General features: G+C 72.1%; 12 protein-coding genes and 1 pseudogene. 3 read left to right on the top strand and 10 right to left on the bottom strand.

The genetic code is table 11. From position 1 onward, the window contains the following. A pseudogene (locus tag MTDSW087_RS19980) lies at window positions 1-83 on the top strand (IS5/IS1182 family transposase); the annotation flags it as partial. 25 nt (window positions 84-108) lie between these two features. Here the strand turns inward: MTDSW087_RS19980 and MTDSW087_RS19975 are convergent. The 10 genes from MTDSW087_RS19975 to MTDSW087_RS19930 form a co-directional block, all read right to left on the bottom strand. After that, complete coding sequence (locus tag MTDSW087_RS19975; RefSeq protein ID WP_144766657.1) at window positions 109-2,331, bottom strand: xanthine dehydrogenase family protein molybdopterin-binding subunit; 2,223 nt, start codon at window positions 2,329-2,331, stop codon at window positions 109-111. A gap of 13 nt (window positions 2,332-2,344) precedes the next feature. Beyond that, window positions 2,345-2,815: a (2Fe-2S)-binding protein gene (locus tag MTDSW087_RS19970; protein ID WP_144766656.1), complete on the bottom strand. Its 471-nt coding sequence runs from the start codon at window positions 2,813-2,815 to the stop codon at window positions 2,345-2,347. Window positions 2,816-2,963: 148 nt separating this feature from the next. After that, on the bottom strand, window positions 2,964-4,319 hold the full coding sequence (locus MTDSW087_RS19965; protein ID WP_144766655.1) for an allophanate hydrolase: 1,356 nt from the start codon (window positions 4,317-4,319) through the stop codon (window positions 2,964-2,966). A gap of 41 nt (window positions 4,320-4,360) precedes the next feature. After that, on the bottom strand, window positions 4,361-5,149 hold the full coding sequence (locus tag MTDSW087_RS19960) for an ABC transporter permease (RefSeq protein WP_186383924.1): 789 nt from the start codon (window positions 5,147-5,149) through the stop codon (window positions 4,361-4,363). Window positions 5,150-5,170: 21 nt separating this feature from the next. Continuing rightward, complete coding sequence (locus tag MTDSW087_RS19955) at window positions 5,171-5,995, bottom strand: ABC transporter ATP-binding protein (RefSeq protein WP_144766654.1); 825 nt, start codon at window positions 5,993-5,995, stop codon at window positions 5,171-5,173. Then, window positions 5,992-7,056, bottom strand: coding sequence for a taurine ABC transporter substrate-binding protein (locus tag MTDSW087_RS19950; protein ID WP_144766653.1), 1,065 nt, complete (start codon window positions 7,054-7,056; stop codon window positions 5,992-5,994). Before MTDSW087_RS19950 ends, MTDSW087_RS19955 begins: the two co-directional genes overlap by 4 nt. A 26-nt stretch (window positions 7,057-7,082) precedes the next feature. Next, on the bottom strand, window positions 7,083-8,399 hold the full coding sequence (locus MTDSW087_RS19945; RefSeq protein ID WP_244948394.1) for a M20 family metallopeptidase: 1,317 nt from the start codon (window positions 8,397-8,399) through the stop codon (window positions 7,083-7,085). Window positions 8,400-8,607: 208 nt separating this feature from the next. Further along, window positions 8,608-9,453 (bottom strand): ABC transporter ATP-binding protein, encoded by an 846-nt coding sequence (locus MTDSW087_RS19940; RefSeq protein ID WP_186383923.1) that lies wholly within the window; start codon window positions 9,451-9,453, stop codon window positions 8,608-8,610. Continuing rightward, window positions 9,450-10,304: an ABC transporter permease gene (locus tag MTDSW087_RS19935; protein ID WP_144766652.1), complete on the bottom strand. Its 855-nt coding sequence runs from the start codon at window positions 10,302-10,304 to the stop codon at window positions 9,450-9,452. The genes MTDSW087_RS19940 and MTDSW087_RS19935 overlap by 4 nt, the downstream gene beginning before the upstream one ends. Beyond that, a complete protein-coding gene (locus MTDSW087_RS19930) occupies window positions 10,301-11,719 on the bottom strand; it encodes an ABC transporter substrate-binding protein (protein WP_373321898.1) in 1,419 nt (472 codons plus the stop codon). The genes MTDSW087_RS19935 and MTDSW087_RS19930 overlap by 4 nt, the downstream gene beginning before the upstream one ends. A gap of 299 nt (window positions 11,720-12,018) precedes the next feature. On the opposite strand from MTDSW087_RS19930, the gene MTDSW087_RS19925 reads away from it, so the two are divergent. Then, window positions 12,019-12,786, top strand: coding sequence for a Crp/Fnr family transcriptional regulator (locus MTDSW087_RS19925; RefSeq protein WP_144766651.1), 768 nt, complete (start codon window positions 12,019-12,021; stop codon window positions 12,784-12,786). 207 nt (window positions 12,787-12,993) lie between these two features. Next, complete coding sequence (gene metB, locus MTDSW087_RS19920) at window positions 12,994-14,157, top strand: cystathionine gamma-synthase (RefSeq protein ID WP_144766650.1); 1,164 nt, start codon at window positions 12,994-12,996, stop codon at window positions 14,155-14,157. The last annotated feature ends 2 nt before the right edge of the window (window positions 14,158-14,159 follow it).

Below are 14,159 nucleotides of genomic sequence, written 5' to 3'. Positions count from 1 at the left end.
TCGCCACGCGCTACGACAAGGACCCCGACAACTTCCTCGCCAGCGTCAAGCTCGCAGCCCTGCGGGTCTGGCTGCGAACTTAATGAGTCCGCGACCTAGTCCGCACCGTCAGGTCGCCTGAAGGGCGGCCTTCACCTTGGCCGGCGTGAACGGCACCGAGCGCAGCCGGGCGCCGGTGGCGTCGAAGATCGCGTTCGAGATCGCCGCGGGCACGATGGCCGCGGAGGGCTCGCCCGCGCCCCAGGGCTTCTCGGTCGGCCGGTCGATGAGGTCGCTCACCACCTCGGGCACGTCCGGGAAGGCGAGGATCGGGTAGCTCGCCCAGTCCAGGCTGGTGACGGCGCCCCGGTCGAAGGTGACCTCCTCCATCAGCACCCGGCTCACCGTCTGGATGACGTTGCCGTCGAGCTGGTTGCGCACCCCGTCCGGGTTGATGATCTGGCCGCAATCCTGGACCACGAAGAAGCGCGGCACCCGGACCCGGCCCGTGCCGCGGTCGACCTCGACCTCGGCGACGCCCGCCACGTAGGTGCGGTTCAGCTCGTACTTCACGTAGGAGATCCCGCGCCCGCGCAGCACGTCGCCCGAGGCCTCCTTCACCGGCGGGGTCCGGGCCTGCCACCCGGCGATCTCGGCGACCCGCTTCAGCACCGCGATGCCGCGCGGATCCTTCAGCGCGCGCAGGCGGTAGTCCAGCGGGTCGGCGCCCGCCGCCGCCGCGCACTCGTCGAGGAAGGCCTCGTTGGCGTAGGTGTTCTGCATCCGGCCCGGCGTGCGGATCCAGGAGGGCCGGAACGGCGTCGTGGCGAGGCGGTGGCAGACCGTGCGCACGTTCGGGAAGGCGTAGGGCAGCGCCGAGTTCTGGATGACGTTGCCCGGCGCCAGCGCGGTCTCGTGCGGCAGCCCGGCGAGGTCGGCCGCCACCAGGGGCACGTTGCCGGCCGCGCCCTCCGGCACGTGGAACTGCGAGGACCAGGCGGAGACGTTGCCCTGCCCGTCGAGCCCCGCCTTGAGGTCGATCAGGGTCGGCGGTCCCTTCGGGTCCCAGCCATGCTCGTCGGCGCGCGACCATTGCACCCGGACGGGTCGGCCCACCGCGCGGGCGAGGAGGGCCGCGTCGCCGGCCGCGTCCTCGTGCCCGTTGCGGCCGTAGCAGCCCGAGCCCTCCACGTAGATGCAGCGCACCGCTTCCGGTGCGAGCCCGGTCATCGCCGCGAGCTGCTTGCGCAGGGCATGCGTCATCTGCGAGGCGGTCCAGCAGGTCAGCAGGCCGTCCGCGAACACCGCGATCGCGCAGGACGGGCCGATCGAGCCGTGGGTGTGGATGGCGAAATCGTAGCTCGCCTCCAGGGTCCTCGCGGCCTGGCCGAGCGCCGCCTCGGCATCGCCCGTGCTGCTCGTGACGTCGTCCTTCGTGACCTTGGTGGCGCGCACGTGCTGCCAGAGCTTGTCCTGCTCCGGCAGGCCCTCCCATTTCGACCACGTCGCCTTGATCAGCCCGGCTGCCTTCACGGCCGCCCATTCCTTCTCGGTGACGACGGCCAGGAAATTGCCCTGGCGCACCACCTTGATCAGGCCCGGAACCGACGCGACCGAGGCCTCGTCCACGCTCTCCAGGCGCGCGCCGATCGTCGGCGGGCGCACCACGCGGGCATGCACCATGCCGGGCACGCGGTAATCCTGCATGTAGGTGAAGCGGCCGGTGATCTTCTCGGGGATGTCGATCCGCGCAACCGACTTGCCGACGAGGGCGAAGGTCGCCGGGTCCTTGGTGGCGACGGCCGGGTCGACCTTCAGGTCGAGGCGGCCGCCCCTGACCAGTTCGGCATAGTTGATCGCCTTGCCGCCGGATTTCGGGCGCACGGTGCCGTTCTCGGTCGCCAGGGCGTCGGCGGGCAGGCCGAGCCGCTCGCTCGCGAGCTGCACGAGGCGGGCGCGGGCGGTCGCCGCCGCCTGCCGGATCTCGACGCCGCCCTTCTGGATCGAGAGGCTGCCATAGGTCGGGCCCTGGTCGGGGGTCAGAGCGGTGTCGCCCTGGACCACCGTGACGCGGTCGAGGGGGAGATCGAGCTCCTCGGCCGCGATCTGGGCCATCGCCGTCTCGATGCCGGTGCCGAGATCGACCTTGCCGGAGAAGATCGTGGCGCGGCCATCCGCGCCGAGGGCCAGGAAGCTGTCGACCTGGTCCGGCGCGACGGGCTTCGAGAATCCGTCGGTCGCGACCGGCGCGAAGATCTGCGCCTGGGCGTTCCGGCCGGACAGCGCGAAGCCGACCACGAGGGCGCCGCCCTGGAGGAGCAGGTTGCGGCGCGAGAGCAGGGGCGCGTTCATGGGCGGACCTCCCTCAGAGCGTGCCGGCGGCGCGCCGGACGGCGCGCACGATCCGCAGATGGGTGCCGCAGCGGCAGAGATTCTGGGCGAGCGCCTGCCGGATCGCGGTTTCGTCGGGCTTCGGGTTCTCGTTGAGGAGGGCGGCCGACTGCATGATCATGCCGTTGATGCAGTAGCCGCACTGCGCGGCCTGCTCCTCGATGAAGGCCGCCTGCACCGGGTGCAGCCTGTCCGGCCCGCCGAGGCCCTCGAGGGTGACGATCCGCGCTCCCGGCTTCAGGCCGGAGACCGGGGTGATGCAGGAGCGCACCGCCTGCCCATCGACATGCACCGTGCAGGAGCCGCACTGGCCGAGGCCGCAGCCGAAGCGCGGCCCGTGCAGGCCGAGGTCGTCGCGCAGGACATAGAGGAGCGGCGTGTCGGGATCGTCGACGGTCAGGTGCGCGGCGCGCCCGTTCACATCCAGCGACAACTGGTGTGCCATGGGCCATCTCCCTGGAACCATTCTGTTGTGCTTGGCCTATACCCGGCGCGGATCCGGGGCAACGCACGCATGTGACAGGGAGCGGCGGTTCGTTGCGCGCAATGCTGTTCGTGCCGCCTCGCCCGGACGGCGACGGATCTCCGGGTCTTCAGGCCGTCGCGAAGGCGTCCGCCAGCGCGGCGACGAGGTGGTCGTCGCCCGGCCGGCCGACGAAGCACAGGGCGGAGGGCAGCCCGTCGGAGCGGGGCTGTCCGGGCACGGTGATCGCGCAGAGGTCGAGCGGGTTCACGAAATAGGTATAGGTGCCCATCGCCGTGTTGCGGGCCATCGGCTCGGCCAGCATCGCTTCGATCGTGAAGATGGTCGGCACCGTCGGCACGACGAGCGCGGCGGTTCCCTCCAGCTCCGCGTAGGTCTGCCGCTTCAGGGCCTGCAGCGCGTAGAGCGCCTCGAAGGCGTCGCGAGCGGAATAGGTCGTGCCCGCCGCGATCGCGGACCTCACTGCCGGATGGATCGCCTCCGGCCGCTCGGCGAGGATCGCGCCGTATTCCACGAGGCGCTCCGCCACCAGCGCCGACTGGAAGACGAAGCGTCCGGCCTCTGCGAAGGGCGCGAAGGGGACCTCGCGGAAGCGGTGGCCCTGGCGCGTGAGCGTCGCGAGGTTCGCCTCGTAGCTGGCCCGCGCCCGCTCGTCGCCGAAGAACGGCATGTCGTCCGGGCGGAACACGGCGAGCAAGGCCGGGGCCGCCGGGGCAGGGCCGCGGGCGATGGCGTCGGCATCGGGCCGGCTGTAGGGGTCCTGCGGGTCGTGACCGCGGATGAGGTCGAGGACCTCCCAGGCGTCGGGGCAGGTCTTCGCGAAGACGGGGATGCAGTCGAGGATGCGGCTGTTGAGCACGAGCCCGCGGGTGCTGACGAGGCCGAGCGTCGGCTTCAGGCCGACGATGCCGTTGCAGGCCGCCGGGACCCGGCCCGACCCGCCGGTATCGCTGCCCAGCGAGAAGGCGACGAGGTCGCGCGCCACCGCGACCGCCGAGCCGGAGCTCGACCCGCCGGGGATGTAGGCCGGGTCGACGGCGTTGCGGCAGAGCGGCTCCGGGCTGCGCGTGCCGTTCAGCCCGGTGGCGAACTGGTCCATCGTGTTCTTGCCGACGAGGACCGCGCCCGCCTGCTCCAGGCGGCTGATCGCGGGCGCGCTCTCCGCGGGATGGATCGAGAAGGCCGGGCAGTTGCAGGTCGTCTCCATCCCCGCGACGTGGAGGTTGTCCTTGACGCTGAAGGTGAGACCGAGGAGCGGCAGCGCCGCGCCGGCCTCCGCGCGCGCCTGCAGCGCCTCGGCCCGGGCCAGGGCCTCCTCGGTCGGCACGAGGGCGGTGAAGATGCCGTCCCCGGCGCAGGCTCGCGCGCGGCGGCAGCTCTCCGCCACGAGGTCGATCGCGGCGACGCCGTCGCGGCGGGCGGCGCGGACCGATGCGAAGTCGAGAGGGAGCGAAGCGAGGGTCATGGCCTGTCCGAAACCGGCTTTCCGAGCGGGGCGGGGAGGGATCAGCGCTTGCCTTCCCAGTGGACGATCCGGCGCCCGAGGAGGGCGATGGCGCGGTCGCTCGCCAGCCCGATCAGGCCGACGAGGACGATCCCGGCGAAGACGTAGGTGGTGCGGAAGAAGCTCGACGCGTCGAGGATGAGGAAGCCGAGGCCGCGGTCGCCGCCCAGCAGCTCGGCCGCGACCAGGATCGTCAGCGCGGTGCCCATCGCCACCCGCAGGCCGGTCATGATCTGCGGCAGCGCCGAGGGCAGCACGACGAAGCGGAAGGCCTGCCAGCGGCCCGCGCCCATGGAGCGGGCGGCGCGCAGGGCGTCGAGGCTGCAGGCCCGCGCCCCGGCCTGGGCGTTCACCATCGCGATCAGGAAGACCGAGAGGAAGATCAGCAGGATCTTCGAGGTCTCGCCGATCCCGAACCACAGGATGAAGAGCGGGATCAGCCCGAGCGGCGGGATCGGCCGGACGAGCTCGGAGGGGACGAGGAACAGGGCGTCGATCTCGGGCACCCGCCCGCGCAGCAGGCCGATCGCGGTGCCGAGGAGCGCGCCGCCGCAGAAGGCGATGCCGACCCGGCGCAGGCTCGCCAGCACATGGGTCGCGAGATCGACCCCGGAATAGCCGTGGCCGACCATGTCGGTCAGGCTCGCGAGCACCGCGAGCGGGGAGGGCAGGATCGTCGGCGTGGCGAGGCCCTGCGCCGTCACGAAGGCCCAGGCGCCGAGAAGGGTGAGCGGCGAGAGGACGGCCAGGATGCGGTAGCGGCGCCGGGCGGTCGCCTCGTCGGTGCTCATGGGTTCTTCCGGTCTGCGGCCTCAGCCGTGGTGGCGCATGCGGCGGTAGATCGTCTCGCGCAGGCTCAGGAAGCCCGGCGCGAGGCGGTTCTCGGGCGCGTCGCGCGGGCCCGGCAGATCGACCGCGAAGCGCTCGAACCGGCCCGCCCGGATGTCCTCGAGGAGGAAGATGCGGTCGCCGAGGAACACCGCCTCGTCGATGCTGTGAGTGACGAAGACGATCGTGCAGCCGGTGCGGTCGCGGATGCGCAGCACCTCCTCCTGGAGCGCCTCGCGGGTCTGCACGTCGAGGGCCGAGAAGGGCTCGTCCATCAGCATCACCCGCGGCCGGGCGGCGAGCACCCGGGCGAGGCCGACGCGCTGGCGCATGCCGCCGGACAACTCGTAGGGATAGGCGTCCTCCCGGCCCGCGAGCCCGACGAGGACAGCCATCTCCTCCGCGACCCGCCGCCGCTCGCGCCGCGGCCGCCCGGCGCAGCGCAGGCTGAAGGCGATGTTCTCGGCGACCGTCATCCAGTCGAACAGGGCCGCCGCCTGGAAGACGACGCCCCGGTCCGGGCCGGGTCCGGCGATCGCGCGGCCGTCGAGCAGGGCGACGCCCTCGGTGGGCGCGAGGAAGCCGGCGATCATGTTGAGGATCGTGGTCTTGCCGCAGCCCGAGGGGCCGAGCAGCGCGACGATCTCGCCGGGAGCGACGCGGAACGAGACGTCGCGCATCACCGCGCGGCCGTCATAGGCGAAGCCGACCCCTTCGAAGGCCAGGACCGGCCGCGCCGCCGCGGGGACGGGGTCCGCCCCGGCCTCCGGGCGGGCCGGCCGGACCACGCGGAGCGCCGTGCGGATCATTGCGAGGCGCCCTTTGCGACGCCCTTTGCAACGCCCTTGGCGACACCTGCGGAGGCGCCCGCGAGGTAGGCCTGGATCGGCTTGGTGTCGAACAGGCCGGCCCAGTCGGCGGGCGGGGCCTGGATGCGCTTCTCGCCGACGAGGAAGGCCGCGATGCCGTGCAGGTGCTTCATCAGCCGGGACTCGCCCTCCTGGCCGGGCGCGCCGAGGAAGTCGGCGGTGAGGGTCTGCCGGAAGCTCGGATGCGCCACGCTCTGGCCGGCGACCAGCGCGTCGAAATCCGGCCCGCTCATGCCGATGCGCTTGGCCTCCGCCGCCCGCACGCCCGCCGGATCGGCCGCATAGGCATTCTGCGCCGCATCCCAGGCCTTGAGGAAGCGCTGCACGGTCTCGGGCGAGCCCGTCACGAAGGGCTTGCGGGCCACCCAGACGCCGCCGGTGATCATGCCGAGGCTCTTCGTGGTGGCGATCGCCTTGGCGCCCTGGCGCTCCATGGCGCCGACATTCGGCTCCCAGACGAAGGCGGCGTCGATCTGGCCCGCCGCGTAGGCCGGCGGCATGTTGGCGGGGGTGAGGTTCACGAGGCGCACGTCCTCGGCCTTGAGCCCGGCCTGGGAGAGGGCGCGCAGCAGGTGGTAATGGCTGGTCGAGCCGATCGCGACGCCGATCCGTTTCCCCTTCAGGTCGGTGGGGCTCGCGATGCCGGCGGCCGGGTTGGCGACGAGCCGCACGTTGGTGGCGTCGATCCGCTCCATGAACAGGATCTCGATCGGCAGGCCGTTGGCGTAGCCGGTCACCGCCGGGAACTCGCCCATCCAGGCGAGGTCGACCTCGCCCGCGGCGAGCGCCGGCAGCATGGCCGGGCCGGCGGGGAACTGCGCCAGGGTGACGGCGAGGCCCTCCTTCTCGAACAGGCCGGCGGCGACGGCGTGCGAGAGCAGGACATTCACCTCGCCCGTCTGGAAGCCGATGCGGATCGGCAGCTTGGCCTGTGCGGTCGCGGGCGGGCTGCCGAACAGCAGGGCGCCGACGAGGGCGAGCCAGAGGGCGAGGCGTGTCATGGGCGGTCTCCGGGCCGGAAGCGGCATCACTCTGTTCCGAGCAGGTCGAGGATCGTGAGGGCGAGGATGCGGGTGGCGGCCACCGCCTTGTCGATGTCGACGTACTCGTTGACCGGCGGCCAGCCGTCCTCGCCGGGCCCGAAGGTGATCGCGGCGTGGCCGCGCTCGGCGAAGCGGATCGTGTCGTTGAAGGCGTTCTTGCGATAGATCCGCGGTGCCTCGCCGAGCAGGCGCCCGTAGGCGCGGGCGAGCGCGGCGGTCGGATCGGCCGCCTCGTCCTGCTCCGGGGTGCCGTCGACGAAGAGCGCGCCGGGATAGGGCCGCGCCTCCGCCCGCAGCTCGGGATCGGCCTCTGCTGCGGCCTCGATCACCGCGCGGATGTCGGCCATCACGCTCTCGGGGCTCATGCCGGGCAGGATGCCGACCACCGCGATCACGGCGCGGCAGAGGTCGGGGGTGAACTGCATCTCCCGGGGCAGGCCGCCCGAGACGCGCAGGATCGCGGTGCGCGGCGGCGTGCCGCCAGCGAGCCGGGCGGCCCTGTGCGTGAAGGTCATGGTCTCGAGGGCCCCGAGCAGGCGCGCCATCGTGGCGACGGCGTTCACGCCCGTGTCCGGCCGCCAGAGATGGGTCTTCACCCCACGCGTCTCGATCTCGACGAGGTAATGGCCGCCATTGGCCACGGCGACGCCCATACCCCAGGAGCCGTCGGCCCTCGTCCAGCCGGTCGGCTCGCAGACGATGGTGTAGTCGGCCTTGAGCCCCTGCTCGTCGAGGAGGAAGATCGAGCCGTCCGGCCCGTTCTTCTCCTCGTCGACGGTATAGACGCATGTGAGCGTCCCCTTGAGGCGGATGCCGGCCTCCCGGATCGCCCGCACCGCGAGGAGCGTGCAGGCGAGGTTGCCGCGGGTATCCGAGGTGCCGCGGGCGTAGAGGCGGTTTCCGTGCCGGGGCGGCCGGGACGGATGGCCGCCGGGCATCGTCCAGGCCGACCACTCGCCGGCAGGGTAGGTGTCGAGGTGGTCGTTGAGGATCAGCGAGGGCGCCGCCGGATCGCTGCCGGGCAGCACGCCGACGACGTTCGGCCGCCCGGGCCGCTTGGCGACGAGGTCGACCGGGATGTCCATGCTCCGCAGGATGTCGGCGATGAACAGGGCCGCGCCCTCCTCGCGGGCAGGCGGCTCGTCCGGATCGAGCGGGTTCTCGGCCTCGGGCTGCCCGGCCGGGATCAGGGCGCAGGCGAGGTCGAGCCAGGCCGCCTCGTCGATCCGCGCCAGGACCCCGCGCTCGATCCCGCTGAGATCCGCGCCCGCGCTCGTGTCCGATCCCAGGTCGTATCCCACGTCGTGCTTGTCCCGTTCTGTGAGGAGTACCGCGCGCCGCGAATCGTCGCGCGGCGCGGGTCGGGTCGATGGCCCGCGAAGACTATCCGCGACAGTCCGAGGCCGGGTGGCAATCACCCGAAACCTGTCGGATAATTGCCTTCATCGGCGGATGCTGCCCGTTGGAAGCCCAAGGATGCGCATTCCTTGATCAGGGATCGCGCAGTTCTTAGGCCGCTCCCGCAAGCGGCAGGCCGAGCGGCGTGAGGCGCGGCAGCGGCGGCCTGCCGTCCCGCGGGCGCAGCAGGTCCAGGCAGCGCCGCTTCAGGGCGACGAAGTCCGGATCGGTGACGAGGTCGCGCCCGCGCGGCCGCGGGAAGGCAAGGGGGATGTCCTCCAGGATGCGCCCGGGCCGGGCCGACATCACCAGCACCCGGTCGCCGAGGAACAGGGCCTCGTCGATGTCGTGGGTGACGAAGACCACGGTGGTCGGCAGCCGCGTCCAGATGTCGAGCAGCAGCTCCTGCATCATCAGCCGCGTCTGCGCGTCGAGGGCGCCGAAGGGCTCGTCCATCAGGAGCACGCGCGGCTGGTTGATCAGCACCCGCGCGATCTCGACCCGCTGCTGCATGCCGCCCGACAGTTCGGACGGGTAGCGGTCGGCGAAGTCGGCGAGGCCGACGAGGGCCAGGAAGTCCCGCGCCCGGTCCAGCCGCTCGGCGCGCGGAACCCCGCGCATCTTCGGGCCGAAGGCGACGTTGTCGAGGACGCGCCGCCAGGGCAGCAGCGTGTGCTGCTGGAAGACGATGCCGCGCTCCGGATGCGGCCCCGCCACGGGCTGCCCGTCGAGGCTGAGGCTGCCGCGGGCGAGGCCGAGATGGCCGGCGAGCGCCCCGAGCAGGGTCGACTTCCCGCAGCCCGAGGGCCCGAGCAGGCAGACGAACTGGCGCGGCGGGATGGCGAGGTCGATGTCGCGCACCACCTCGAAGGCGGCCGCCCCCTCGCCGAGCCGGATCCCGGCGCCGGCGATCGCGATGCGGCCCGCGGGCGGGGCCTCCGTCAGGGAATCCGTCACGACCGTCCTCCCGCGCGCGTCCAGGGCATGGCGAGGCGGCCGGCGGCGCGCACCGCGACGCTCGATCCCATGCCGAGCAGACCGATCAGCAGCATGCCGACGACGATGTCGTCGTAGTTCTGCAAGGTGTAGGATTCCCAGGTGAAGTATCCGATCCCGTACTGGCCGGAGATCATCTCGGCGGTGACGAGGCAGAACCAGGCCGTACCCATGCCGATCGCCGCGCCGGTGACGATGCTGGGCAGCGCTGCCGGGATCACCACCTCGCGCAGGATCGCGGCCCGCCCCGCGCCGAGGCTGCGGGCCGAGGCGACGAGGCGGGGACTCGCGGCCTCGGCCTCGTGCACGGTGTTGAGGAGGATCGGGAACAGCGCGCCCGTGAAGGTGATGAACACCATCGAGGCTTCCGAGGACGGGAATATCAGGATCGCGAGCGGGATCCAGGCCACCGCCGGGATCGGCCGCAGCACTTCGAGCGGCGGCAGCAGGAGGTCGCCCGCGAGCCGCGAGCGGCCGATGGCGAGGCCGAGGCCGATCCCCGCGACGAGCGCCGCCATGAACCCGCCCAGCACCCGCGCGAGGCTCGCCCCCACATGGGCGCCGAGCTTGGGCGAATGCGCCAGCGCCCAGGCCGCCCGCGCCACGTCGGCCGGCGTCGGCACGTTTCGGAAGGTGACGAGGCCGAGATCGAGCTTCTGGCTCGCGGCGAGGTGCCAGGCGAGGAGGCCGAGGCCGAGCGCCGCCGCCCGCGTGACGAGGCGGCGCAGCGGCAGGCGGCCTTGCGCGCGCCGGCTCTCCGCCTTCGGCGGCGCCAGGGCGGCGCCCGGGGCTTCGAGGGTCGCGGCGCTCATCGGGCGCTCAGCCGCGCCACGCCCGCCCGGGCGGCGGCGAAGTCGAGCACCTCGCCGCCATGGGCCTTGGCGAAACCCTCGGCATCGCCCTTGAGCAGGAAGGCGCTGAGGCGGCGCTCGGCATCCCGCACGTACCAGCCTTGCGCCGCGAACAGCTTGATGCCGCTGTTGCGGTCCTGCGCGTAGACGACGCGGGCGCTGCCGCCCTCCCGTTCGAGGGTTGCGAGGGCGGCGAGCGCCCCCTCGGGCGAGGCGTAGTGGCGGACCTTCGCCTCGCCCTTCACCCAGATCTGGGCGACGCGGGAGACGTCGGTGATCGGCTGGCCGGTCGCGGCGTCGGACGCCGTCAGCGGCGCCTGGGCGTAGTCCTTGAGGTGGGCTTCGTAGTCGATCCCGGCCTGAGCGGCGGCGGCGCGGACGAAGCGGTCGTCCACGAAGCGGTCGACGTCGAGGTCGCCATCCGCCTTCTTGAGCAGCGTCAGGGTCTCGATCGAGGTCTTCAGCGCCTGCCGGTACTCGGGCTTCCAGGTGATGTCCCGGGTCTGCAGGCCGAGCGGCCCGTGGAACAGGTAGGCGACCTCGGCCTCGATCCCGGTCACGCGCTCGATCAGTTCGGCGTAGCGCTCGGGCTCGGCCGCGACCAGCCGGTCCGCCTCGATCGCGGCGCGCAGATAGGCGGTGACGATCTCGGGGTAGCGCTCGGCGTAAGCCGCATCGACCAGGGAGCCGTGGAAGGTCGGGGCGTTGGATTGCGAGCCGTCGTAGATCTTGCGCGCGATGCCGCGCCAGGGGAACAGCTCGGCGAAGGGCACGAAGTCGGCATGGGCGTCGATCTTGTTGGCCTTGAGCGCCGAGCCCGCCACCTCCGGCGCTTGCGTGATGATGGTGACGTCGCGCTCCGGGTCCCAGCCCTGCGCCTTCACCGCGCGCAGCAGCAGGCCGTGGGAGGTCGAGGCGAAGGGCACCGAGATGGTCTTGCCCTTCAGTTCGGCGAAGGACTGCACCGGCGAGGCGACCGGCACCACGACGCCGTTGCCGCTGCCCTTGACGCTGCCCGAGAGCACGCTGAGGAACAGGCTGCGCCGGCCGGCCTTGGCGAAGGCGGCCCCGTTGAGCGAGCCCGGGAAGTCGGCCATCGCGCCGAGGTCGAGCTTGCCGGCGACCATCTCGTTGGTCAGTGGCGCGCCGCTGGTGAAGTTGCGCCATTGGATGTCGTAGGTCGCGTCCTTGTACTTGCCGTCCCGCGGCAGGAACTTCTCCAGGAGCTTCAGCTCGCGGATCAGCAGGCCGCCGGTGGCGCAGTTGATCGTGGTGTCCTGCGTGCCCACGGCGACGCGGATGGTCTCGGCCCGCGCCGTGGTCACGAGGGCGGAGGCCGCGAGGAGGGCGGCGGCGAGGCGGCGGAGGGGGATCACGCAGGCGGCTCCGAAGGCGAGAGGCCCGGCGGCGGAGAGGACGGCCCTGGCCGTCCGTCATGCCGCAGGAACAGGCCGAATGTTCGCCCTCACCAGGGCCAGCAAAACAGCAATTAATTGCGATGCCCCGTAGATCTCGTTGCAAATCGCGGGCATGACGCAATGTAAAAAATAAAATCTCTTTACGAGCGTGTGAAAGAGATGAAATTCTCCACCCGGGAAAATGTTTGGAATGGTTCGAATCGGCCGCGCGCGCATAGTTGCGGGGCCGCCCTCCACCCATCCGGGATCGCCATTCCATGTCGCCGTCGCTCGTCGCCCTGACCGTTCCGCCGCGCGCCCCCGCGCCGCTGATCGTCAGCGCCCTGTTCCTGAGCGAGAGCACCGAGGGCCTGGACGAGGGCGCCGGCTTCCTCGACGGCCTGGGGCCGGCCGACGTCGCCCGCCTGCGCGCGGCCGGCCGCACGCTCACGCTGGCGCCGGGGCAGAGCGTGTTCCGGCAGGGCGAGCCGCATGCGGGCATCTTCCTCATCGACGAGGGCCGGGTGCGGGTGTTCTACACTGGGCCCTCGGGCCGGCAGATCACCCTGGCCTACTGGACGCCGGGGCATTTCATCGGCGGCCCGAGCCTGACCGGGGGCGGCAGCCACCAATGGTCGGGCGAGGCGATCGAGGCCTGCCGCGTCACGGCGCTCTCGGCCCCGACCCTGCGCAGCCTGATCCGCCAGATGCCCGATTTCGCCCTCTGCCTGATCGAGGCGCTGGAGGCGAAGGGCCGCTGCTACACCGCGATGGCGCAGATGCTGGGGACGCGCTCGGTGATCGAGCGGCTGGCGCAGCTCCTCCTGAACCTCGGCGACCTCTACGGCCGCGAGGTGGCCGGCGCCCGCGTCATCGAGCGCCGGATCACGCATGACGAGCTCGCCGCCCTCATCGGCTCGACGCGACAATGGGTGACGATGATGCTGAAGCGCTTCCAGGCGGACGGCATCGTCGCGGTCGACAAGTCCTTCATCCGCATCACCCGCCCGGAGCGGCTCGCCGCCATCGTCCAGGCCGCCCAGTGACCCCGTCCGACCCGTAGATCCACACCCCGATATGGTCCCGATCCCGGTCGGCGCGGCGGCGCTGGTCCGCAGGGCAGGGGAGGCCGGCCAGCCCGCGCGAACGGCGATCTGTTCGGTTGCAAGATCGCATCGTCCCTTTTAAAGAACGCGGTCGCAGGGCCCGGCCAGGTTTCGCCGGACCGAGACACGCGGAGAGAGGGCGACCCGATGGCGGATGGGAGAGCGGCGCGCACGATCGCGGCGACCAACGGTGTGGCGCAGGACACGGCGTTCGGAGCGGTCATCGCGCCGATCCACCTGTCGACGACCTACAAGTTCCCCGCCTTCGAGAAGCCCGGCCCCTACGATTACTCGCGCCTCGGCAACCCGACCCGCGACCAGCTCGCCGATACGATCGCCAAGCTCGAAGGCGGCGCCCGCGCCGTCATGGTGTCGAGCGGCATGGCCGCCCTCGACCTCGCGCTCTCGAGCCTGCGGCCCGGCGACCTCCTCGTCGCGCCGCACGATTGTTACGGCGGAACGCACCGCCTGCTCAGCATGCGGGCCGCCCGGGGATATTACGCGGTGGCCTTCGTCGACCAGACGGACGAGGCGGCCCTCGCGGCGGCGTTGGCGCGCCGGCCCAAGGTCGTGCTCGTCGAGACGCCGAGCAACCCGCTCATGCGCGTGGTGGACATCCGCCGCGTGACCGGCCTCGCCAAGGCCGCCGGTGCGCTCGCGGTGGTCGACAACACCTTCCTGTCGCCCGCCCTGCAGCAGCCGATCGCCCTCGGCGCCGACCTGGTCGTGCATTCCACGACCAAGTTCCTCAACGGCCATTCCGACGTCATCGGCGGGGCCGTCATCGCCGCCGACGCGTCGGTCGGCGAGGAGCTCGCGGCCTGGGCGAACACGATCGGCGTCACCGGCTCGCCCCTCGACGCCTATCTGACGCTCCGCGGCGTCCGCACGCTGTTCGTACGGGTGGAGGCCCAGCAGCGCACCGCCGGAGCGCTCGCCGCCTTCCTCGACGCGCATCCGGCCGTCGCCCGCGTGCACTATCCGGGTCTTGCCTCCCATCCGGGCCACGCGCTCGCCAAGGCGCAGCAGAGCGGCTTCGGCGCCATGCTGAGCTTCGAGCTGGCCGGCGGGCTCGACGCCGTGCGCGCCGTCGTGGCGACGTTGCAGGTCTTCACCCTGGCCGAGTCGCTCGGCGGCGTGGAGAGCCTGATCGCGCATCCGCCGACCATGACCCATGCGGCGATGGACCCCGAGGCGCGGGCGATCGCCGGCATCACGGACGGGCTGCTGCGGCTCTCGGTCGGCCTGGAGGCGGAGGACGATCTCCTGGCCGACCTGTCCCGGGCGCTGGACGCGGCCGCCCGCGTCTGAGC

It is taken from the genome of Methylobacterium dankookense (assembly GCF_902141855.1).
Taxonomy (GTDB): Bacteria; Pseudomonadota; Alphaproteobacteria; order Rhizobiales; family Beijerinckiaceae; genus Methylobacterium; species Methylobacterium dankookense.
This window is presented reverse-complemented; position numbering and strand designations above follow the sequence as displayed.

Bases quoted from the DNA above. Each gene is read 5' to 3' on its own strand.
- MTDSW087_RS19955 (WP_144766654.1), bottom strand. From the start codon at position 5,995: ATGATCCGCACGGCGCTCCGCGTGGTCCGGCCGGCCCGCCCGGAGGCC.
- metB (WP_144766650.1), top strand. From the start codon at position 12,994: ATGGCGGATGGGAGAGCGGCGCGCACGATCGCGGCGACCAACGGTGTG.
- MTDSW087_RS19950 (WP_144766653.1), bottom strand. From the start codon at position 7,056: ATGACACGCCTCGCCCTCTGGCTCGCCCTCGTCGGCGCCCTGCTGTTC.
- MTDSW087_RS19970 (WP_144766656.1), bottom strand. From the start codon at position 2,815: ATGGCACACCAGTTGTCGCTGGATGTGAACGGGCGCGCCGCGCACCTG.
- MTDSW087_RS19925 (WP_144766651.1), top strand. From the start codon at position 12,019: ATGTCGCCGTCGCTCGTCGCCCTGACCGTTCCGCCGCGCGCCCCCGCG.
- MTDSW087_RS19965 (WP_144766655.1), bottom strand. From the start codon at position 4,319: ATGACCCTCGCTTCGCTCCCTCTCGACTTCGCATCGGTCCGCGCCGCC.
- MTDSW087_RS19960 (WP_186383924.1), bottom strand. From the start codon at position 5,149: ATGAGCACCGACGAGGCGACCGCCCGGCGCCGCTACCGCATCCTGGCC.
- MTDSW087_RS19935 (WP_144766652.1), bottom strand. From the start codon at position 10,304: ATGAGCGCCGCGACCCTCGAAGCCCCGGGCGCCGCCCTGGCGCCGCCG.
- MTDSW087_RS19975 (WP_144766657.1), bottom strand. From the start codon at position 2,331: ATGAACGCGCCCCTGCTCTCGCGCCGCAACCTGCTCCTCCAGGGCGGC.